Here is a 25,428-nt window from a genome sequence, read left to right on the forward strand (position 1 = left end):
AAAAATATCTCTTGTTTGATTTTGCAAGCAAAATCGTTTTACTCACTCGTTGTTCAGTTTTCAAAGATCAAACATTCTTTTCTCATTGATTCAGTTTTTCGCTTCATCAACTCTTATATCATATCATGTCCGAACCAACTTTGCAAGCATTTTTTAGAATCTTTTTTTGAAACACTCGCTCGCAATATTGTATTTCTTGGCCGGAATTAGAGTATACCATTCTGCATATTTAAATGCAACCCTTTTTAATGAATAGTTTTTACTATCTATATTGTTGTAATTTTACCCTGTGTACACTGTACTTTTGCCAAATGGACTTAGTTATCCGCATCCAAGAACGACGTGATATCCATTCAATGATCAAGAATACGCGGGTTGCTCATTACAACTCAAGTGCATATTCTGTTTTTTTCTTTAATATTGATGATTTGACAAAGAAAGGATGGGTAAAAAGATAAGGAGCTAGCCACAAACCATACGGTAGCAGCTATTGTTTCACGCAACTTTAGGTAATGATTAATTATAGCTGTATAGAGGAGTAGATTTTCTAATGAAGCAACGAAGGCGAACATGGACGAGAATTGTGTTTCTTATCATCTCTTGCTTATTGCTTTTCGTGATCTCCGGATTTGTGTATGAGTGGATTGCATCCAAGAAGGATAAATCACAATACCCACCTCCGGGGGAATTGGTCGATGCCGGGGGCTATCGACTTCATATTCGTAAACTCGGTAACGGTTCTCCAACAATATTGCTTGAATCAGGGAGCGGGGAAAGTAGCCTCTCCTGGAGAGATATTCCCGAAAAGCTGTCATCATTCGCCACCGTTGTATCCTATGATCGGGCAGGCTATGCATGGAGCGAGGAGGCAAATACACCACGCACCGGGGAAAACATCGTTCGGGAGCTTCATACTGCTCTAAAGAATGCGGACATCCGACCTCCTTATATCCTTGTAGGTCATTCCCTCGGGGGGATGTACTCAAGACTGTACGCGCAGACGTACAGAGACGAAGTGGCAGGATTGGTTCTGGTGGATGCCAGGCCTGAGAATGACGCCCGACGGACAAATAAGATCTATGCCAAGGAACGGCCTAAGGCCAATCCCTCCCCGTTAATATCCATTCTCCTAGAAAAATCAGGGGCTTTTCGCCTGTTCCCCAATTTTATGCTGACGGGTCGGGTCGAATATCAAGATAGAAAATCTTTTGTGAATATTGTCGCTTCTTCTAAATACTTTCGGTCTGTTGCAGAGGAGGGTGACCTAGCGAGCACTACCGAAGATGCCATACGGGGACAGCATCTGGGTAATCTCCCTGTACGTGTAATTGCTCGGGGCATTCAACAAGATTTGACTCAGTTCGGTATTAGTAAACGCGGAAATGATCAGATTGAACAAAGCTGGCAAATCGGACAGCGCGAGATGCTTAACATCTCTACAAACAGCAAATTAATTGTTGCCAAGAAAAGCGAGCATATGATCATCCATGATCAACCAGAACTTGTCATCCAAGTCATCCGTGAACTCATAACCAACACCAGTCACTTTCAGTCAACCACGTCTAAAGCATACACAGATGATTAGGGACTTTATATGTTAAGGACAGCTTAAAAAAACAAAAGACGCCCGAGTTCCTTCTATATAAAGGAATCCGGGCGTCTTTGCTGCCTAACACTTATTATGCTTGATTGAGCTTAGGACAAAATGGGCTTGTTATTAGATGAAGCCTCTGTGACCTTGCCAAGTATCTGTCTCAGTACTTTAGCATTTTCCCCAATAAAACCGGAATCAAGCAGCACATCATGCGTTCCGATGACTTCGTATTCTTTGTATTGACCAAGTGTCGCCTGTTGCCATAACAATTTATCTAATGATGTATCTGGACCAATACTATCATCCTCTGCAATCAGAGCATGGATATTCGCATGAACTTCACCTGCGTTAATAAGCTCATCGCGGTAGGTGGAGTACACCAACATTTTGTCCATGACTCGCTCCCTGTCCACTGGATCGGCGAGGAATGCTTTGTACTGGTCCCTAATGCTGTCCAGTACCGTCTCGACAATCTCTTCGAGCTCCTCTGGTGTCGATTCATCTTTGGACATCTTTCTCATAGCATCTACCATAATAATGTCGCTAACATGGTGACCTCGGCTTTCCATGGCTTTAGCTACCTCGAAGGCGAGATTTCCTCCAAGTGAGTACCCTAGGAATACATATGGGCCCTCTGCTTGAATATCCACAATGGCATCAATGTATCGATCCAGCATATCTTGACCCTGGTACCGATCGCCGATAAATTCCATTCCGTACACCTCGCAAAACCCTTCCAGCTCCTTGGCCATCTCATAGTACCCCAGAGAGTGGCCTACCCGTGGAGGGAAGCAAAACACTTTAATCGTTCCTTTTCCTGGGAAGCGTATAATTTCCATTTCTTGTTCGTCGGCAGCAGTTGTTGCCTGCAGCTTGAAAATTTCATGCGCCATTTCTTCCACAGTCGGCAGATTAAACACGGCCTGGAGTGGGAGATGGACGCCCATATTAGACGAAATCCTTTGGATCAAGCCCAATACTTTCAGGGAATGGCCCCCAAGGTCGAAGAAATGATCTCTGATCCCGATTTCCTGTACGCCGAGCACCTCGGACCAAATCTGAGCGAGCTCTACTTCTGTCTGCGTACGCGGCGCGATATACTCCGCTGTGCTCCGCAGAAGGGTTTCCGGTGCCGGTAGCGCTTTGCGATCCAATTTGCCATTCGGATTCAGCGGCATTTGTGCGAGCTGTACGAAGGCAGACGGAATCATGTAGCTTGGCAGCTCGCTGGCCAGTGCCTCGCGTAGTACGCCCGCTGCGAGCCCTTCCTCGGCCACAAAGTATGCGCAAAGCTGAGTACTTCCGCTGGAGTCAGCCAGTGCTAGAACAACCGCTTCTTGTACCGACGGCACCTTCAGAATTTGTGCTTCCACTTCTCCCAACTCAATGCGGTAACCGCGGATTTTTACCTGGTGATCGATCCGTCCCAAATACTCAATATTCCCGTCTGGCAACCACCGGGCCAAATCGCCTGTTCGGTAAATCCGTTCTCCCGGTTTGTACGGATGAGGAATGAACTTCTCTGCTGTCAGTTCAGGCTGATTGAAGTACCCCCTTGCTACCCCTTCGCCTGCAATACACAGTTCTCCTGGTACACCTACTGGTGATACCTGAGAGGCGCCGTCTATCATCCATACTTGGACGTTAGCGTACGGTTTGCCGATCGGCACATGCGTTAGAGCCGCAGTCTCAAGGCTCGTTGTATACCGAGTCGCATATACGGCTGCTTCCGTAGGACCGTAGATGTTTTCCAGTACTGCGTAAGGAGATACTTTATAATACTCTTCCACAAGTTTGGCAGGCAGCGTCTCGCCGCAGGCAAACAGGTATTTCAGAGTAAGGAATCCTTGGGTGCCGCTTTCTTTCAAGTATTGAACGAGCACACTGAGCATCGACGGCACCAAATTGAGATGCGTGATACGGTTCGTATCCACGGCCTCTAGCAGTGCCATCGGGTCTTTGTCCACGCCTTGTGGCAGGATCACGAGAGTCCCTTGTCCAAAGAACCAGCAGAACAGCTCCGGCACGGAGAAGTCAAAGGTGAATGTCGTTTTGAGCAGGAAACGGTCGCCTGCCAACATCGGATATTCAGCTTCCAACTGACTCAGCGTATGGACGGCAGCGCGATGTTCAATCATTACCCCTTTCGGCTTGCCGGTTGAACCTGACGTGTAAATGATATACGCCAGATGCTCCGGCCCCGCCATTGGCTCCAGATTCGAGCTATCCGCATGATACGCCTGCGGATCATCAAGTGCCAGGATCGTGCCAGTGAACGGAAAACGATCTTGGAGATGGTTCTTCGTCAGCAGAAGCTTCGCTCCCGAATCCTCCAGCATGTGGCGAATACGATCTTCTGGGAACTCCGGATCAATCGGTACATAGGCCCCGCCAGCTTTTAGAATGGCATGAATACCAATGATCATCTCAAGCGAGCGCTCGACCATGATGCCGACTGGTTGGTCCGGTCTAACCCCTTGGGCACGCAGCGTACGTGCGAGACGGTTCGCCTGCTGATCGAGTTCTCCATAGGTAAGCTCCGTTTCACCGTAAATAAGTGCTGTACGATCCGGTGTGAGCGCTGCTTTTTCCTCAAATATACCGTGAAGGGTCTGCTCACGCGGATAAGGAACTGCTGTATCGCCCCACACCTCTATAATCTGCGATTTCTCTTCTGGCGTGATCAACTCCAGCTCATCAATACGGATGGTAGGTTGAACAGCTACGCTTGTCAGAATTCTCGTCAAGTGTCCTTGAATGCGTTCCACGCTCTCCCGATCATAGACGCGGGCATTGTAACGGTACAAGAACTCCAGATTACGGCCCGGCAGCACAATGAGGTTAAAATCATAATTCGTCTGTTCAAACATCTGAACATCCGTAATTCTGTATTCAGCCTCTTCACTGGAAATTTTCTCTTCCAGATGCTCTTCTACCGGGTAATTTTCGAACACCATAATATGAGAAATCAAATCTTGCTTTTGTTCGCTCTGTGCTTGAATCTCATAGAGCGGATAGGAATCATAAGCATGTCCTGCCAAATATAATTCCTGCTGTCTTTTCATCACATGGGAGAACGAATCACTTCCCTCGGCCTGAACCCGAACCGGAACTGTATTGATGAAGAGACCGATCATACTTTCGATACCCGGAATCTCGGCAGGTCTCCCCGATACTACACTTCCGAAGACGATATCCTGGCTTCTATTGTAGCGCTGCAACACGATTCCCCAGGCTGCTTGCATCAATGTATTCATCGTCACCTGATGCTGTTTGGCCACCTGTTCCAGGCGATTGGTCAATTCCGCATCCAACGTGAATACCAGCTTCTCCGACACATAGGCTTCTGCTTTTGCTGATGGCTGTGTGATGGCTTGTGGCAGCTTCGTCTGCTGCTCGTAGCCTTCCAGGTACCCTCTCCAGTAAGAGGATGCCTCTTCCTCACCTTGCTTCTCCAACCATTGAATGTACTGGCTGTACGATGCTGCTGCAGGAAGCTCAGGTTCCCTTTGCTCACGTAGAGCTCCGTATGTTTCAAACACTTCCTGGAGCACAAGCGGCATACACCAGCCATCCAAAATGATGTGATGAGAGCTCCACAACAGATGGTAATGCTCTTTTGCAGTACGTAGGATAGCAACTCGCAGCAAGGCTTCATTCGCAAGATCAAAACCTCTCGCTTTGTCTTGGGCAACATAAGCTGCAAGACGCGCTTCTATTTCAGCGGATCCCAGCTCATGCAGATCCTCGTATACGAAGTCGCATGCTCTTTCTTTGAACACAATCTGTATAGGGAAATCGCCCCACCCGGCATGGAAATTCGTTCTCAATATAGCATGCCGTTTCATCAGATGTTTTAAGCTGCGTTTGAAATCCTCAGGATAGAATGCTCCCTGAATTTCAAATTTGGCCTGCTCAAAGTAGACTTCCGAATGAGGCTCCAGCAAGCTGTGGAACAACATTCCTTTTTGCATCGGCGTCAGTTTATACATATTTTCAATACTGCCGATATGCCGTGTCTGCTCTTCTATCTCCTCGATTTTTTCCAAGCTGATATCTTTGAGGAGTACATCGCTTGGTGTAAGTTCTGTTCTTTCCTTACTTACGCAATGTCCAATGACTTCGCTGAGACGGTTCTTCAGAATGCCAACAAACTTAGTCACGGACTCCCCGTCGAGCTGATGACGGTTATAGCTGACCGAAAGTTGAAGCTGTCCTTCGGCAATCAGTCCATTAATGTTCAATGCCTGATGCTGGACCATCTGCTCACTGACCTCAGGTCCTACTGAGTAAGGCGATACTTCCATCGTCCCTCCTGCAAGATCCTGGTCGAACTGTCCCAAGTAGTTGAAGGTAATCTCAGGTTCAGCCGAGAAGGAGGAGACGTCGGAACCGTCGCTTAAATATTTCAAAATACCATATCCGACACCTTTGTTCGGGATACGACGCAAGCCTTCCTTGACGTGCTTGATTCTGGCGCCGATCTCCAATTCCCCTCCCATCTCAAGGGCGACAGGGTATTGACTTGTAAACCAGCCTATTGTGCGAGTAATATCCAGTTCCGGCACAACAGGCTCCCGTCCATGTCCCTCCAGAAGGATGCCTACACGTTCGATTCCCGTCCACTCGTGAACAGCCATACCCAGAGCCGTCAGGAGCAGATCGTTGACCTCCGTATTGTAAGTGCGGTTCGCTTCTTTCAGGAACTGCTCTGTCTCTTCTGGTGACCATCTCACCGTGACAGCCTCACTGTCTTTGATGAGAAGAGCGCCGTCTACCTTGTCTTTGGGAAGAGGGACAAAACCATCTCCCTCTACCTCTGCCCAATAGCTGCGTTCTTGTTCAGCCGCCAGACTATTCGCAAATTGTGTGATTCCCTCAACCCATGCACGGTACGAATCGGTCTTCTGTGGAAGCTTGACCGCTTCTCCACGTGCTGCCTGCTCGTAGCCATCCTGCAGGTCCTCAAAGAGAATACGCCAGGATACGCCATCCACAGCCAGATGATGAATAACGATCAACAGATGTTCGCCTTCCGCACAACGGAACAGACCCAGTCTAAAGAGAGGTCCATCCTCCAGAGAGATGCTGCGCTGAATGGCTTCCGCACCTGCTTCTATTGCTGAAGCCGGGTCTGTCTCATCCCGCAAATCGTGGATTTGGAGGCTATAGAGCTCACCCTCACCCATGCTCCGGTTCCAGGCCTCCAATCCCTGCTCTCCTTGGCGGAACACCAGTCGTAAAGCATCATGATGCTCTGCAATTTTCCGAACAACCTCGGCGAGCGCATCGGTATTGAAGCCATCACGTCGGTACAACATGACCGACTGATTAAAGTGATGCAGATCCATCGACTGTTCATCGAAGAATCTGTGCTGGGCAGGTCCCAGTCTTACCGCTCCGTGTACCTCGCTTTGGTCCGCAATTCGGCTGACCACACTAACGCGCTGTGCCAGCTCTGCAATTGTCGGATAACCGAACAAATCCTTCATTTCAAGCTTATAGCCTGCTTGAAGAAGCCTTGAGGATACTTGAATGGATTTGATCGAGTCACCTCCAAGCTCAAAGAAATTATCATGAATGCCGACAAGCGGCACGCCGAGTACACCCTGCCAGATTGAAGCCAAAATGTTCTCCACATCCGTGCGCGGAGCGGTAAAGTCTGCTCCCGCCTTTATACCCGAGTTCGGTTCAGGCAGTGCCTTGCGATCCAGCTTACCATTCGGTGTCAGAGGCATCACGTCCAGTTGGACGAAGTAAGACGGAATCATATATGCAGGCAGTCCGGCAGACAGTTCGTCTCTCAGCTCGCTGACAGACATTTCGCGATTAGCTACAAAGTAAGCACACAGCGATTTCTGCCCATGAGCATCTGCCCACGCAACAACGAGAGCTTCCTCGACAAGTGGGATATCCAGCAACTTGGCCTCAATCTCACCAAGCTCAATACGATAGCCCCGTATTTTAACTTGATGGTCAATGCGTCCAATGTACTCAATGTCTCCATTAGGAAGGCGACGAGCCAAATCTCCGGTGCGATACATATTTCCTTCCGCAGCGAACGGATTTCTAATGAATTTATCTGCGGTAAGCTCAGGACGGTTCAGATATCCACGGGCTACCCCGTCCCCGGCGATGTACATTTCGCCCTCCACGCCTAACGGTACGAGACGAAGCTGATCATCCAGGATATGAATGTATATATTGTCTGACGGCAAACCAATCGGTACGGATTCACGTATATCCTTCGCAGGATCGTACAGGTGAATCATGCAACCGACGACGGTTTCGGTTGGACCGTATTCATTGTAGATTTTGATATTGCCACCAAAGAGGTCGGTAATCGTTTTTGACAAATGTGTGGTCAGATTCTCTCCACCTACAATGAGCTGCTGAATGCGACTTTCTGCTGGAATGGTCATATCTTTAATCAGACTGAGATGCGTCGGCGTCAGCTTGAGAATATCCACCGCATTTTCGCGCAAAATATGCTGAACAACCTCCGCCTTATCTATGCCATCATAAATCCGTACTATTCCTCCGTTAATTAATGGAGTAAAGATCGATGTCATCGTCAAGTCAAAGGAAATGGATGAATACAACGGGAAATCCGTTGGTTTTCCAGCACAATAGACCTTATTGGCCCACCAGATGTAGTTCACGATCCCTTTGTGGTTAATCATGGTTCCCTTCGGATTTCCGGTTGTACCCGAGGTATAGATTAAGTACACCAGATCGTTTCCTCCAACAGGAATATTGGGATTATCCACCTCGGTTCCGTAAATGTGCGGGGAATCCAATTCCATAACCGTCCCCTCAAATGAGGCTAACTCCGTCAGGTGGCTCTGTGTGAGCAGAATTTCAGCGCCAGAATCCTTCAGAATATACTGAATCCGCTCCTGCGGATATTCAGGATCAATAGGTACATAGGCTCCACCCGCTTTGAGCACACCCATGATGGCGACAAGCAGCTCTACAGACCGATCTGCCAACAGACCTACCACTTGTTCACTCCGTAGTCCTTGGTCTATCAAGGTGGAAGCTAGTCTGTTCGCCTGCTCGTTCAGCTCCCGATACGTGATCTGAGTGTCCCCATTTACAGCCGCAATCTTATCCGGCGTACGGACAACCTGTTCTTCAAACAAGGTATGCAGACCCTGATCACTTGGATAGGTATGGGCCTTGCCGCCCCAGTCAAGCAGGTTCATCCGTTCCTCGGATGTTACAATCTCCAGTTCCTGTATCGTCGCCTGCGGACGAGCAGCCACCTGATCGAGCATCTGCAACAAGTGTCCTCCGATACGTGCAATGCTTTCTTGCTCGTAAACCGAAGCATTATAGCGAATGCAGACCTTGATGTCTTCGCCTGGAATCACAACCAGGTTAAAGTCATAGTTGGTTTGTTCAAACATGGTGAAGTTGGCAACTTCGAGATTGTCCTCCGTTTGATTACCCGATTGCTCCACCTGCTCGTCGAGCGGGTAATTTTCAAAGATCATAATATGAGAAATCAGGTCCTGCTTTTGGGTTGTTTTCCCCTGAATCTCATACAGTGGATAGGTGTCGTAGGCACGACCAGCCAATGACTGTGCCTGTGTACGTTTCATCACTTCGACAAAGGCTTCGTCTTTGGATGACTGTACACGGATAGGTACTGTATTGATGAACAGACCCACCATATTTTCGATCCCTGCAATCTCAGCGGGTCTACCCGACACAACGCCGCCGAAAACGACATCCGAGCTTGCATTATAACGTTGAAGAATCAGTCCCCAAGCTGTCTGCATGAGTGTATTGACGGTTACGTGATTGCGCTTCGCGACAACATCCATTTTACCTGTCAAAGATGCACCCAGATGGAGAACATGCTCTTTTAGAACATAGCCCGCTTCTTTTGCTTGAGATTTCGTTTTACCTTCCGGCAATACAGTATTCCCGTCATAATCTTCGAGATATTGGCTCCAATACGTTGAAGCTTCTTGATCATCCTGTGCATCAAGCCACTCGATATAACGGCTATAGGGCTGAGCTGGCGGTAGGACAGGCTGTACTTGCTGTTTCTTGGCAGAATAATAATCGAACAGCTCCTGTGTAATGATCGGGATACACCAGCCATCCATGACAATATGGTGGAAGCTCCACAATACAAGACAGCTTTGATCCTTCTGCAAGACGGTCACCCGCATCAGCGGATCTTCTGACAAGCTGAACCCCTTAACCATATCTTCAGCAATATAAGCCTTGATTCGAGCTTCTTGTTCCTGCATAGATGCGTCGCGCAAATCTACGTAGTGCAGAGGGATTAACCGTTGCTTAAAGACAACTTGCAGCGGTACATCAGCAATGTTGTTGTAAAATCCGGTACGTAGTATGGCATGTCGTTGCACCAAAGCCTGGAAGCTCTCGAAGAAGATATCTACATCGAAGCTACCACGCAGCTCAAACGTTGCCTGTTCGAAGTATGAAGAGGAGTCCGGCTCCAGCAGGCTGTGAAACAGCATTCCCTTCTGCATTGGCGTCAGCTTGTACACATCCTCAATCTCTCCGATGTGAGCCGTCTGCGCCGTGAGTCGATCAAGCTGCTCCAATGTTAATCCTTGGAACAGAACATCACTTGGTGTAAGCTGTGAACGCTCCTGAGCCACACAATGACGGATGACCTCACTAAGGCTTGACTGTAATAATTCAGCAAAATGACTCACCGTCTCTTTACGATACTGCCTGCTGCTGCACGTAATCGTCAGTGATAGCTGGCCTTCAGCAATCATGCCATTCACATCCAGAGCATATTGCTGTGGTGTGAGGTCGCTGAGCGCCTTACCAACTGAATGTGTGGATAGGCTAAGGGCATTACCCTCCAGATCCTGATCAAACTGCCCAAGATAATTGAAGGAAATTTCCGGCTCCACGCCAAATCCGACACTTTTCTCCGGTGCCATATACTTCAGAAGACCGTAGCCGATTCCTTTGTGCGGAACCTCTCGCAAATTCTCCTTGATGCGCTTGATGCGCGCAGATACTTCCTGTCCGCCTTGCAGGTTCAGCAGAACCGGATACTGGGTTGTGAACCAACCGACGGTACGGGTAATATCCAGGTCTGGTACGATCATTTCCCGTCCATGCCCTTCAAGATTGACCAAAATCTGCTCCATGCCTGTCCAGCGCTGAATGGCTGCCCCCAGAGCAGTCAAGAGCAAGTCGTTCGTCTCCGTATGATACGCCCGGTTCGCTTGCCGCAACAGCAGGTCTGTTTCCTGCGCAGACCACGTTACCGTAACCGATTCAGTATCCCGGATGGTGCCCGGCTTCTGATCCTCATCCTTCGGCAGTGGGGCCAAAATCGCCTCTTCGATCAGCTGCCAGTATGCACGCTCCTTGTCCAGAGCAGGCCCTGCTGCATACTTCGTCGCTTGCTCAGACCATACAAGATACGAATCGGTCTTTTGTGGAAGGACGATTGCTTGTCCATTCAATGCCTGCTCGTACCCCGCTGCAATGTCCTCAAACAGGATGCGCCAGGATACGCCGTCAACCAAGAGGTGATGAATGACAATCAACAAATGATCGCCATCGTCACAATGGAACAGGCCTAGCTTGAACAGTGGGCCACCTTCCAAGTCAAAGCTTGCCTGAATGGCATCGGCTTGGGCCTGAACCGCAGCTGTCTGGTCTTCCGCCTGCCGCACATCGGCAATGTCCAATGTGTAGAGCTCGCCTTCGTCCGTTCCCCGATTCCAAGCTGCATACCCAGCTTCTGTAGACCGGAAAACCATACGCAGCGCGTCATGATGGATCGCAATTTGGTCCATTGTCAACCGGAGTGCAGCCTCATCAAAGCCGTCTTTCCGATAGAGCATGACGGCATGATTATAATGATGCGGCTCCGCTGTATGGCGTTCAAAGAACCAACGCTGAATGGGCATTAACTCTGCTGCACCTTTAATTTCGCCCTGTTCCGCTATACGTCCGGCTGCCTGAAGATACGGACTTAGCTCGGCAATTGTCGGATATTTGAAGAGATCCTTCATCTCTAATTTATATCCGGCTTGGAACAATCTCGAGGACACTTGGATCGCCTTGATGGAATCACCACCCAGATCAAAGAAATGATCATGGATGCCGACCTGGTGCGCTCCCAGCACACCTTGCCATACGGAAGCCAAGGCTTCCTCAGTCTTCGTCCTTGGCGGTTCATAAACCGCTCCAGTCTGCACATTGGCCTCTGGAGCCGGAAGCGCTTTGCGATCCAGCTTGCCATTTGGCGTCAAAGGCATCTGTTCCAATTGCATAAAGTAAGATGGAATCATATAAGTCGGCAGTTCGGCAGCCAAGGCTTTTCTCAACTCGCCTACCGTCAGCATCTGATCGGCAGTGAAATAGCCGACAAGCACTTTTTGTCCACTTCCATCCTCTCGGGCGAGCACAACGGCCTCCCTTACAGACGGAGCATGGAGCAGCTTCGCTTCCACTTCGCCCAGCTCGATACGGTAACCACGGATTTTTACCTGATGGTCAATCCGTCCCAAATACTCCATGCTGCCATCCGGCAACCAGCGTGCCAAGTCACCCGAGCGGTACATGCGCTCGCCCGCTTCAAACGGATGAGCGACAAACTTCTCTTCCGTCAATTCCGGTCGGTTCAGATAACCTCGCGCCAGACCTACGCCCGCTACATAGAGTTCACCTGGAATGCCAATCGGCTGTGGACGGCGTTGTTCATCTAAAATGTACGCTCGCAGCGTCGGAATCGTGGTGCCGATATTGCTGCGGCCCTGTTCAATTTCCAACTCTGTGATTTCCTTGTAGGTTACATGCACGGTCGTTTCGGTAATGCCGTACATGTTAATGAGCTGCACTTGCGGATACTTCGTTCTCCAGTCCTTGAGCAGGGCCGGGGCTAATGCCTCTCCACCGAAGATAATCATACGGAGGCTCAGTTCTGACGCTTGATGACCGAGCTCTTCCTGTAGCAACTGGTAGAAGTACGTCGGTGTCTGGTTCAAAACGGTGACCTTCTGATCCTTAAGCAATTGCAAGAAACGATCTGGACTCTTCGCGGTAAGCGATGGAACGATGACCAACCGTCCTCCGTTCAGCAATGCTCCGTACATTTCCCATACAGAGAAGTCAAAACAGAATGAATGGAACAGTGTCCACGTATCCTGAGGACCAAAATCAAACATATTTTTATCATTAAAGAGCAAGCGAACTACATTTTTATGCTCAATCAGTGTTCCCTTTGGCTTGCCTGTCGTACCCGATGTGTAGATGACGTAGGCAAGATGCTCCGGTCCGGCTGCAGGCTGCAGGTTTGAGACATCCTCCTTGTAGGAAGCCGTTTTGTCCAGACTTACGATATCCCCGGCGAAGGAGACACGTTGCTCCAGATGCGCTTGTGTCAGCAGTAGCTTGGCTCCCGAATCCTCAAGCATAAAGCGAATGCGGTCCTCTGGATATTCAGGGTCTACAGGGACATAGGCCCCGCCTGCCTTCAAGATGGCTAAAATTCCGACCACCATTTCAAGGGAACGATCCGCCATAATTCCAGCCAAACCGTCTGATTGCAAACCACGTTCCCTCAGCGTTCGGGCAAGTGCATTGGCCCGCTCGTTCAGCTCGCTGTAGGACAGGGTTGCATCTTCACATACGACTGCCACTGCATTCGGAGTACGTGCGGCCTGCTCCTCGAACAGCGCATGGATCGTCTTGTCACGAGGATAATCTGCCTTGGCTTCGTCCGGCGCTTTCATCAGCCTTGATTTTTCCTGAGGTGTCACGATATCAAGGGATGACAACGGCAGTGCCGGATTGGCGATGGCTTCCCGAATAAGCTGTACAAAGTGGCCTGCCATCCGCTCAGCAGTCTCTTGCTTGTAGATCGCAGTCGCATACTCAAGCGTGCAGTTCAATGCCCCGTCTGCTTCACTCACGGTCAGCGTAAGATCGAACTTGGCAGCCGGATGTACATTATCGTAAGGAGTGAAGCGCAATCCTTCTATTTCTTGTTCTCCCTGCTCGATATTTTGCAGGACAAACATGGTATCAAATAGTGGGTTACGGCTCAAATCACGCTGAAGCTCCAGCTTTTCTACCAGCTCCTCGAACGGGTAATCCTGGTTTTCATAGGCCCGCAGCGCTGTTTCCTTCACTTCCTGCAGATAAGCCTCGAAAGGCTTCTCTCCTTCTGGATAAGTACGAAGTGCCACTGTGCCGACGAACATACCGATGAGGCCTTCGAGTGTCGCATGGGATCTTCCTGCCACAGGTGAACCGACGATGACATCTTCCTGACCTGTGTACTTGTGCAAGAGCGCTGTATAGGCTGCCAGCAGTACCATGAACAGAGTGGAACCCGTTCGGGTAGCCAGCTCCTGAAGTGAAGCACTCAGAGAAGAATCAATTTGGAAGTCGATTCGATCGCCCGCAAAGCTTCGCACCGCAGGACGAACTTCATCTCCTGGCAAATCCAGCACTGGCAAGCTTCCACGGAAAGCATCCAGCCAGTAAGCTTCCTGGGCCTTAAGACGCTCGCTTCCGAGCTGCTCTTGCTGCCATACAGCATAGTCTGTGTACTGGATCTGTAGCTCAGGAAATACGTCCTCCTCTTGGTAGAAGCGGAGAAACTCTTCTATGAGAATATTCATAGAAGCCCCATCTGAGACAATATGGTGCATGTCAAACAATAGTAAATGGCGCTCATGTGCAATTCGAATAAGGCCGACCCGCAGCAATGGAGCTACACCTAAATCAAAAGGACGGACGAACTGCTGAAGGGTAGCTCCTGCCTCTTCCTCGCTCAACTCCGCATATTCCACAGTAAACGGAACATCCGTCAGGAGCTGCTGTACAGGTTCACCGTTCACAGTCACAAAACGAGTTCGCAGCGAACCATGACGATAAATTAGACGACGGAATGCCTGCTCTAGCCGTTCCCGATCCAAAGCTCCCTCAACGGTAAGGATACCCGGCATATTGTAGCTCAGCTCTCCACCTTCCAGCTGACTTAGAATAAACAGTCGTTTTTGGGCCGAGGACAATGGATAATGCTCTCTCGCTCCCGCTGTAGGAATTTCTTCGAAATTCAGCGGTGTATAGCCCTCAATGGCACGAGCCAATTCTTCAATAGTAGGAGACTCGAACACTGCTCTCAGACTAATCTCGCGATTCATTTCCTTGCGAATTCGTGAGACTAGCAGGGCTGCACGCAGTGAATGACCTCCAAAATGGAAGAAATTATCCTTCACTCCCGCGCTCTCTACACCCAGCACCTCTTGCCAGATTTCGGCTAATTGAATTTCCACAGGTGTCCTTGGAGCCTCAGATGAAGCCGCTGCCCATCCATGCTCGCCCTGCAGCGCTTTTCGGTCGATTTTTCCGTTCGACGTCAGAGGCATGTCCTCCAGTTGTATGAAGCGGGAAGGGATCATATATCCAGGTAACATCTCCGACAGAACAGCCCGAAGTTCGGATACCTCAAGTTTCTGAGCGGCTACGAAGTAAGCGACTAGATCTTTATAGCCGTCTTCGCCCTCTACAGCCATGGCTACGACTTCCTGAACGGACGGCACTCTGAGCATTTGTGCTTCCACCTCGCCTAGCTCGATACGGTAGCCGCGGATTTTGACTTGGTGATCTATTCGACCTAAGTACTCGATGGTTCCATTCGGTAACCAGCGAACCAGATCACCCGTCCGATACATGCGCTCTCCTGGAGCAAACGGATTGTCCACGAACTTCTCATCCATTAACTCAGGCCGATTATGATACCCCCGTGCTAACCCGATACTCGAAATGCATAGCTCTCCAGCTACACCTACAGGTTGCAATCTAAAATGGTCATCCAAGATGTACACACTATGGTTAGCAATAGGTCGTCCAATAGATACAATATCCGTTGCTTCCTCACTGTCCGGGACAGACCAGATGGTGGTGCATACGGAGTCCTCTGTTGGGCCATAGCCATTAGAGTAACGTACATGCTTCCTCCACTCTTCGATCAACTCGACCGATGCGGCCGATCCAGCGGTTAGCAGGCACCGCAGTGTTGGCAAACGCTCTGGATCAAGGTGGATAGCGTAAGCGGGTGGCAAAGTCGCTACCGTAATCCCCTTATCGTTCATGAACTGCTCGAACAGGGCATGATCTAAAATATCTTGTGTAGAAGGGATGCACAGAACAGCCCCGTGGCTCAGCGCCGTTAGAATTTCCGAAACCGATGCATCAAACGACAGGCTTGCAAACTGAACGATCCGATCCTGCGGTGTAACTTCGAAGTGTGCCCCATATACGTCCGAAAGATTTGGTAGTCCCCGATGCTCGACTAATACGCCCTTAGGCTGACCCGTCGTACCTGAAGTGTAGATCACATAAGCCAGATCATCCGGGCTAGCAGTATCCTCCAAATTCGAGGTGTCGGCATCATAGGTCGATGATTCATCCAGCAGCAAAACATTTTCCGTCCATCCGAGATGCTCCAAGAGATGGGCCTGTGTAAGGATCAGCTTCGCCCCGGAATCTTCAAGCATGTAACTGATTCGTTCTTTCGGGTACTCTGGATCGATTGGAACATAGGCACCCCCGGCTTTCATAATGCCGTAGATCCCAACGATCATTTCGAGCGACCGTTCAGCAATCAGTCCCACCAGGTCTCCCGTCTTGATTCCCTGAGTACGGAGCCTTCTCGCCAGTCCGTTGGCTTTTGCATTGAGCTCGGCATAGGTCAGACTCTCGTCCTCGAACCAAAGGGCAGTCGCATCCGGCGTTCGTCCCGCCTGTTCCTCCAACAGCCCGTGGAACGTGTTACAGTGCTCGTAAATGCCTTTTGTATTTCCCCATACGTTCAGAATCTGTTCTCTCTCCTGCGGTGTGACTAATTCTAGTGCATCCACGGAAATGGCAGGGTTCTCTACAATTTGTTCCATGAGGTGAACCAGATGGCCCTTGATTTGTTCAATTGTCACTGGGTCATAAACAAGTGCATTGTACTGGAACAGCAATCTCATTTCTTCGCCAGGGAGGACAATTAAATTAAAATCATAATTCGTTTGCTCAAGAAGCTCCGCTTCTTCAATCTCAAAGGCAGCCTCGCCACCACCCAGACGCTCTACCTCCTCCTCCACAGGATAGTTCTCAAACACCATAATGTGGGAGATTAGATCCTGCTTCTGATCCGTCTGAGCCTGAATCTCAAACAACGGGTAGGTGTCATACATATGAGAAGCCATATATTGTTCCTGCTGCTGCTTCATCAGAACTGTGAAGGGAAGATTCTCCTCTGTCTTCACACGAACAGGAATCGTATTGATGAACAAACCGATCATCCGATCAATGCCCGGAATTTCTGCTGGTCTGCCTGATACTACACTTCCGTACACGACATCTCGGCTACCGTTATAGCGTTGAAGCGCAATGCCCCAGAGGGACTGCAGCAATATATTCATCGTGACATGAGCATCCCTGGCCACCTTTTCAAGGCACCCAGTCAATTCCCTGCTGAGAGGATAATTCAGCTTTTCTGCTACGTAGCCTTCTCCCTTACTTGCCCCACCGACTTGAGGTAAAAGCGTCTGCTGCTCGTAACCGGCCAGATATCGGCTCCAATAGTTGGACGCAACTGCTTCATCCTGCTGTTCGAGCCATTCGATATATCGACTGTACGGATGAACCTCTGCCAACTGCGGCTCTCTTCCTTCCAGGAGGGCAAAATAGTGTTCAAATACCTCCTGCGTAATTAACGGAACACACCACCCATCCATGACGATGTGGTGAAAACTCCATAAGAGACGGAAGCTCTCTTCATCTGTTTGTAAAATGGATACACGGAGAAGCTCGTCTTCAGCTAGGTTGAAGCCCAGTGCTTTGTCCTTAGCACCAAATGTCTTCAGGTAAGCTTCGCGCTGCGATGCATTCATCTCCCGCAGGTCTTCGTACACCAATTTAGCGCCTCTGTGCCGAAATACAACCTGCAAAGGCTCGCTGCCCCATCCGCTGTAAAAGTTCGTGCGCAGGATAGCATGACGCTCCACTACTGCATCCAGACTGTGCCCGAAGGCGATCGGATCAAAGCTACCCTTAAAATCAAAGGCGGCCTGCTCAAAATAAGCACCTGTATGCGGCTCAAACATATCATGGAACAGCATGCCCTTCTGCATCGGCGTCAGACTATATACATTCTCAATATCGCCTATGTGGCTGGTCTGCGTAGAAAGCTCCTCCAGATCGGCAATGCTTAGACCCTTCGCAAGCACGTCGCTTGGTGTCAATACGGTTTTTTCTTGGGTTACGCAATGCTGGAGAAGTTCCCGCAGGCTTTCTTCAATATATCCAGCGAGCTGTTCCATCGTAGATGACTTATATTGTTTTCCGTTATAAGTAATCGTCAGAGTCAGGGCTCCGTCCGTCACCATGCCATTGATATCTAGCGTATAGGCTGGTTCCTCCAACAGGCTTTGCGCGCTTCCGGTCGGATAAGGAGAAATCTGCAATGAGCTTCCTTGCAAATCCTGATCAAATTGCCCCAAATAGTTAAAAGAAATCTCAGGCTGCAAGCTGAGGCTGCCTTCGTCCAACTGACTTGCCATCGTTTTGAGCAACCCGTAGCCAATACCTTTGTTCGGAATTCGGCGCAGCCCTTCTTTCACAGACTTGATCAATGAGGCCACTTCCGGGTTATTCCCCAAGTCTAAAATCACCGGATATTGACTTGTAAACCAGCCTACGGTACGGGTGATGTCGATATTCGGTATAATCGGCTCACGACCGTGTCCTTCCAGATTCACAGCAACCTTTCCGATGCCAGACCATTTGGATACCGCCATGCCCAGAGCAGTCAATAGCAGATCATTCGTCTCTGTTTGATAAGCACGATGGGCTTTTCTCAACAATTGGTCGGTTTCTTCTAGAGTCCATTGTGCTGTTACTACTTTGCTATCCTGTAAAAGAAGGCTTTCCACAGCCTCATCCTTCGGCAACTGTTCGAGTGGCTGATCCTCCAGCTCTCTCCAATACGCCCGATGAGTCTCCATTTCTGGACCTTCCGAATAATGAGCAAGGGCGTCTCCCCAGTCACGGAAGGAATCCGTCTTCTGCGGGAATGTCAGCGCTTGTCCTTGAATCACCTGCTCATAGCCTGCTGCAATATCCTCAAACAAGATCCGCCAGGATACTCCGTCCACCACCAAATGGTGGATCACGATCAGAAGGTGGTCTCCATCCTGACAATGGAAAAGTCCTAACTTCAGCAGCGGACCTTCTGCCAGATTGATACTGCGCTGAATGTCATCCGACAGCGATGTAATGGCTGCAGTCGGATCGGATTCATTCCGTAAATCAGCGGTGAACAGGCTATACAGCTCTCCTTCTTCAAGATCACGATTCCAAGCTTCGTAGCCATGCTCTGTCTGACGGAAAACCATGCGAAGGGCGTCATGATGCTCAGCGAGTTTTCTTAGCACCTGATGCAAGGCCTTTTCCTCAAATCCCTGTTCACGATACAACATAACCGCTTGATTGAAGTGATGAGGCTCTGCCTGCTTCCGTCCAAAGAACCACTGTTGGACTGGAGTCAAGCGAGTCGTTCCACGCACAACTCCCTGTTCAGCCATATGCACAGCCGTTTGAATTTCCGCGCCTAGCTCGGCAATGGTTGGCGATTTGAACAGCTGCTTCATCTCTAACCGATAGCCGGCCTGCAGTAACCGTGACGACACCTGAATAGCTTTTATGGAGTCTCCACCCAATTCAAAGAAATTGTCATGGATACCCACCTGTTCGGCACCCAGCACCCCTTGCCAGACAGATGCCAAAGCTTCCTCAGCCGGTGTACGAGGAGCTGTATACTTCCGTCCTGTATGCGCGCCTACTTGAGGAGCCGGCAGAGACCTGCGGTCCACTTTTCCGTTTGACGTTAATGGCATACGATCCATCTGGATAAAGTAGGATGGAATCATATAGCCTGGAAGTACCTGCGATAGGGAAAGACGTACTTCGCCTGCCGTGAGCGTACGATCCGCCACATAATAAGCGCAAAGCTGCTTCTCGCCAAGCTCATCCGCGCGAACGACCACTACGGCGTCGATTACTGACTCCACCTTGGCCAGTTGGGCCTCGATTTCAGGGAGTTCGATGCGGTAACCACGTATTTTGACCTGCTCATCAATTCTTCCTTTAAACTCCAAATTGCCATCTGGAAGCCAGCGTACCAGATCCCCCGTTCTGTAGCAGGATTCTCCGTCCTTCACAGGACTAGGAACAAATTTCTCTGCTGTGAGATCAGGACGATTGAGATATCCGCGCGCTACACCTTCACCGCCGACAATGAGTTCACCCCAAGCACCAATAGGCTGTAATTGCAGCGATCCATTGACCACATAAGCGGTAGAATTACTAATTGGACGGCCAATCGGCACGACCCAGAATCTTGTAGGTGGTGGAGAAGGTCGTATTCTCTGTCGGACCATAGCCATTGATAGGGACAAGATCAGGATTAGCCTCGATTACACGGTTCATATGAGATATGGACAGTACGTCTCCGCCGACCAGCAATGTTTTTAGCCCTTTGAACAGGTACTCATCCTGCAGGGAAAGCTGATTGAAAAGCGGTGAAGTGAGCCACATTGTTGTAATCCCGTACTTGGTAATGGCCGCTTTGAGCCTATCGGCAATCAGGATATCGTCGTTCTCCACGAAATAGAGCTGCCCACCGTTGAGCAACGCTCCCCATATTTCGAATGTAGAAGCATCAAAGGCCACGGCTCCTGTTTGCAAAATTCGTGTGGATTCATTCAGTTCCACATAGTTGGTCTCTTTGACCAGACGGACCACGTTCCGGTGTTCAACCATAACGCCCTTCGGTCTACCCGTCGTACCCGATGTATAGATGACATAAGCAAGCCCCTGCGATCCCTGAGCAGTCTCCGGCTGGGCAGGTTCAGCTGCATAGGCCTCTTCACTGCTAAGATCGACAATCGGTATACCGTAGTCTACACTTATAAGCTCGCCCTTTTGCACCAATAATAGCTTGGCGTCGGAATCATTAAGCATATAACGAACCCGATCTTCCGGGTAATCAGGATCAATCGGCACATAGGCTCCACCCGCTTGAAGCACCGCGAGCATACCAATGACCATCTCGATGCTTCGTCCGCCCATCACGGCCACAGGCTGCTCCCTCAACGTTCCCAAACGACGCAGTGTTTGGGCCAGTCGGCTCGCCTTGTCTTGCAATTCAAGGTACGTTAGCTGGACATCGCCGAATACAAGCGCCGTCTGCTCTGGTGTACGCATGACTTGTTCTGCGAACAGCTCATGAATGGTCTTGTCCCTTGGATAAGGAGCCGATGTCGCGTTAAATACTTCAACGATCTGTACTTTCTCCTCCGGTGTGATCATTTCTATCTCGGCCAGTTGCAACTGAGGATTGGCCGAGACTGCATGCAGAACCCGGAGCAAGTGCGTTGCAAGTCGCTCTACGGTTTCACGCCGATATAAAGCCGTACTATACTCGAGGCCAAAGGCTAATTTTGACCCCTTCTCCTCTACATTGAGGGACAGGTCAAATTTGGCTGTGACGGTGTCCATCAAGTAAGGAGTAAAGTGCACTCCGTCCATTTCCTGCTCTTCCTGCTCGGTATTTTGTAATACCAATAAGGTGTCAAAGAGCGGATTGCGGCTGACATCACGTCCTACGCCCAGCTTTTCGACCAATTTTTCAAAAGGGTAATCCTGATGCTCAAACGCCTTGAGCGCCGTTTCCTTGATTTCCAGAAGATAATCCTGAAAGGTTTTATCTCCTGCCGGGTAACTGCGCAAGGCCAGTGTGTTGACAAACATCCCGATGATGCCCTCAAGCTCAGCCTGCGGTCTTCCGGCTACTGGAGAACCTACGACGATATCCTCCTGTCCTGTATATTTGTGCAGTAGTACCGAATAAGCGGCCAGCAATACCATATACAGTGTAGTACCTGTACGGGATGCAAGCTCTTGTATCGCCTTATTGCCAGGCTCATCCAATGTAAAATCAATTCGGCTACCCTCGAAGCTCCGAACTGAAGGTCGTTGGAAGTCTGTAGGCAAATCCAATACCGGCAACTCTCCTTCAAAGGATTGCAGCCAATATTTCTCAAGATCTTGCCATTGGTTCTCTGACTGTTCCCGTTGCCATACGGCATAATCCTTGTACTGGATGTGCAGCTCTGGTAGCTGTTCTCCTTGATACAAATGAGTAAGTTCCTCTATCAATATTTGAATAGAAACCCCATCTGAAATGATGTGATGCATATCAAACAGCAACAGATGACGCTCCTCCTGGAGCTTCACCAAGCTAACACGCAGTAATGGAGCCTGGCTCAGATCAAAGGCACGAATAAAGTTGTGAATGAGCGTATCCGTCTCCTCCACCGAGGCCTCTGTGTAGTTCAACACGAACGGCACATTCCTATGCACACGCTGAACAAGTTCTCCATCCTGCATATAAAAGCCGGTTCTCAGGGATTCATGACGCTGGATCAGTGCCTGGAACGCAGACTCCAGCCGCGTGCGATCCAATGGTCCATCCACTGTGAAGACCCCTGGCATATTGTAGCTGAGCTCTCCCCCGTCCATCTGTCTCAGCACGTATAAACGCTTTTGCGCTGAGGACACTGGGTAAGCTTCGCTTTCCGTTGCCTGTGGGATGGATTCGTACATGGTCGGAATGTGTTTCTTCACAAGTTGCGCCAAGGATTCGACCGTAGGTGACTGAAACACCTCACGCAGCGAAATGCTACATCCCAACTCTTTGTGAATCCGTGAAACGAGCACTGTTGCCCGCAAAGAGTGACCACCAATTTCAAAGAAATTATCTCTGACACCTACGCGGGCAACGCCCAAGATATCTTGCCAGATGAGTACCATCTGAGCTTCCACAGCAGTTCTCGGAGCCAAATAAGCCTCGCCGGATTGTACGCTGCTTTCAGGAGCCGGCAACGCACGGCGATCCAGTTTGCCATTTGGTGTAAGCGGCATTTGCTCCAGCCGGACAAAATAAGAAGGAATCATGTAAGCGGGGAGTTCCGCCGCCAGCTGAGACCGCAATTCCCCCGGCGAAAGATCACTGGAGGCTACATAGTAGGCGCACAGCAATTTTTGGCCCTGTTCGTCTTCCCGTGCGAGGACAATCGTTTCTCGTACGCTTGGAGCCTTGAGAATTTGGGCTTCTACCTCGCCAAGCTCAATTCGGTAGCCGCGAATTTTGACCTGATGGTCGATCCGCCCCAAATATTCAATATTGCCATCAGGCAACCAACGAGCAAGATCCCCAGTTCGGTACAGCCGCTCTCCCGCCCGATACGGATGCTCAACGAATTTCTCAGACGTCAAATCCGGCCGATTCAAATACCCACGGGCAAGACCGTCCCCCGCAATGTATAGCTCTCCTGGAACCCCAACAGGCTGCAGGCGTCTTTGCTCATCGAGAATGTAAGCGCTAAGTGTGGGGATCGTTCTGCCAATATTGCTTTTCCCCGCTTCAATCTCATGTTCCGTGATTTCCTTATAGGTGACATGGACCGTTGTTTCCGTAATTCCGTACATATTAATCAGCTGCACATCAGGATACTTGACCCGCCAGTTTCTCAGAAGAGATGGACTTAAGGCCTCTCCACCAAAAATGATTTTTCTAAGGCCAAGCTCTGTCGAAGAGTGCGTTAACTCTTCCTGTAGCACCTGATAAAAATACGTCGGCGTCTGATTTAAGATGGTGACTTGGTTGTCTTTCAACAACTCCAGGAAAGCTGCTGGGCTCTTGGCTGTGAGAGATGGAACAATCACCAATTTCCCTCCGTAAAGAAGCGCTCCGTACATCTCCCAAACGGAGAAATCGAAGCAGAACGAATGGAACAGCGTCCACGTATCCTGAGCGTTGAAGTCAAATAAATTTTTATCGTTAAAAAGCAGTCGAACTACATTTTTGTGTTCAATCAGCGTGCCCTTCGGCTTGCCGGTCGTACCCGACGTGTAGATAACATAGGCCAGATGGCTTGGTCCCGAAATACTCTCCAGATTGGAAGCATCTCCTGTATACGTTGCAGCTTCGTCCAGATTCACAAGCTTTCCGTCAAAAGTGGTGCTCTCCCATAGATGACTTTGGGTGAGCAACAGACGGACACCTGAATCCTCCAGCATATAATGGATACGTTCTTCGGGATAATCGGGGTCAATCGGTACATAGGCACCACCTGCTTTCAAAATGGCCAACATCCCGATGACCATCTCCAAGGAACGGTCAGCCATAATCCCTACGAGCGTATCTGCTCCTACTCCCTCGGAGCGCAAATATCTCGCAAGCTGGTTAGCCTGCTCGTTTAGAGCTTGGTATGTAATGCTCTGCTCGTCCATCTGAACGGCTACGTGATCTGGCGTGCGCTCGGCTTGTTCCTCGAATAAGCCATGGATGGTCTTCTCACGTGGATAATCGACTGCGGCGCCTTCCGAAAGAGCCAAAATGGACTGCTCTTCTGGTTCACCCAATAAGTTTACCTCTGCAATAGAAAGCTGAGGTGAATGAATGATCTGCTCGGCGATCGTAAGCAACTGGGAAACCATGTCCTTAACTTCACTGCGTTCAAACAGCTCTGTCCGATAATCGACATCCAGTACCAGTTCGCCTTCATCCAGGATCTCTACAATATGAAGCACGAAATCGTTCACTTCGTCCCCGCAGAAATCATAATCTGTCAAAATACGCACATCATCCAAATCAACCCAATTGATAAGACGATATTCCATTGAAACGCCAAAAAGCCGCTGAATATCCTTGTTCCCATGCATTTCTCTAAGATCCTGAATTAACTGATTGTATGGATATTTCTGATGCCGCAGGACTGACATCTGATCTCTGGCTACATCCTGCAGGAAGCTCAACACATCCATTTCCTTTTTGACGTATGTTCTGGCAGCAGCGGTGCTGACGAACATACCTATCTTTTGCTTCTCTTTTTTGTTCCCTCGGTTAGCGAACGAAGTTCCAATCACCACATCCGGCTGATTCGTCATTTTGTGTATGTAGATATACATCGCACCCATGAAGAACTGGAACAAAGAAATTCTGTTCTGTTGGCAAAATGCTTGCAGCTCGTGATATAGCACTTCTGGTACGGTAAAATGCTCCCGAACAGCGTGGGTACTTAAAGATAACGGATTATATGACTTCCAACCCGTAAGCTCAGGCAAATCAGAAAATTTATCCAGCCAGTAAGCCTTATCCTTTTGGTATCTGTCAGAAAGTTCGTATGCATTCTCATCTGCAATATATTGAATATACGAGCAATCGTCGCCCAGCTTCGGTTCATTTCCTTGAATTAACTCCATGTAAAATGCTGTCAGCTGATTGCCATAGACCACCATTGATATTCCGTCAGAAATAATATGGTGCATCTTAATATTAATCCAATACTCTTCCTCGCTAATCTTCACAATTAAAAACTGGAAGAGCTCAGAATCCAGCAGGGGCAAGGGTTTTCTTTTGTGTTGCTCAAGTAAGGCTTCCACCTCAGATACACTTTCATAGTGGCTAAGATCCAGGCATTCCAACTGTCTCTCTTCATAAGGAACGACGTACTGCTGAGGCACTCCATCCACTGAGGTAATACGGATGCGGAACGCATCATACTGTTTGATAATCAAATTAATGGACTGCATAAAGGCTGCAATATTGATATGCCCCTTCATCTTAGCTGTACCGGAAAGCTGTGACACTGACGTATCTGGGTAGAGTAATTCGGTATACCATATACGCTTCTGCGCATTTGTTAAATCATATAACTGCATGTCATTCATCTCATTCACTCCTATTCCAT

3 protein-coding genes are annotated in these 25,428 nt (G+C 49.3%); 1 reads left to right on the top strand and 2 read right to left on the bottom strand.

Annotation, left to right across the window (positions count from 1 at the left end; genetic code table 11):
- The first annotated feature begins 550 nt into the window (after window positions 1-550).
- Entirely contained in the window at window positions 551-1,585 is a 1,035-nt protein-coding gene (locus ACL9RM_RS22890) for an alpha/beta hydrolase (protein WP_069290773.1), read from the top strand.
- Between the two features lie 110 nt (window positions 1,586-1,695).
- On the opposite strand, the gene ACL9RM_RS22895 is transcribed toward ACL9RM_RS22890, so the two are convergent.
- Window positions 1,696-20,058, bottom strand: a complete 18,363-nt coding sequence (locus ACL9RM_RS22895) for a non-ribosomal peptide synthase/polyketide synthase (protein ID WP_422759397.1) — start codon at window positions 20,056-20,058, stop codon at window positions 1,696-1,698.
- Entirely contained in the window at window positions 19,979-25,408 is a 5,430-nt protein-coding gene (locus tag ACL9RM_RS22900) for an amino acid adenylation domain-containing protein (protein WP_414126571.1), read from the bottom strand. The genes ACL9RM_RS22895 and ACL9RM_RS22900 overlap by 80 nt, the downstream gene beginning before the upstream one ends.
- Window positions 25,409-25,428 lie beyond the last annotated feature (20 nt).

This window comes from Paenibacillus sp. S29 (assembly GCF_049319765.1).
In the GTDB taxonomy this organism is placed as follows: domain Bacteria; phylum Bacillota; class Bacilli; order Paenibacillales; family Paenibacillaceae; genus Paenibacillus; species Paenibacillus polymyxa_B.

Coding starts and splice junctions, on each gene's coding strand:
- ACL9RM_RS22890 (WP_069290773.1), top strand. CDS start 551: ATGAAGCAACGAAGGCGAACATGGACGAGAATTGTGTTTCTTATCATC.
- ACL9RM_RS22895 (WP_422759397.1), bottom strand. CDS start 20,058: ATGGCTATGGTCCGACAGAGAATACGACCTTCTCCACCACCTACAAGA.
- ACL9RM_RS22900 (WP_414126571.1), bottom strand. CDS start 25,408: ATGAATGACATGCAGTTATATGATTTAACAAATGCGCAGAAGCGTATA.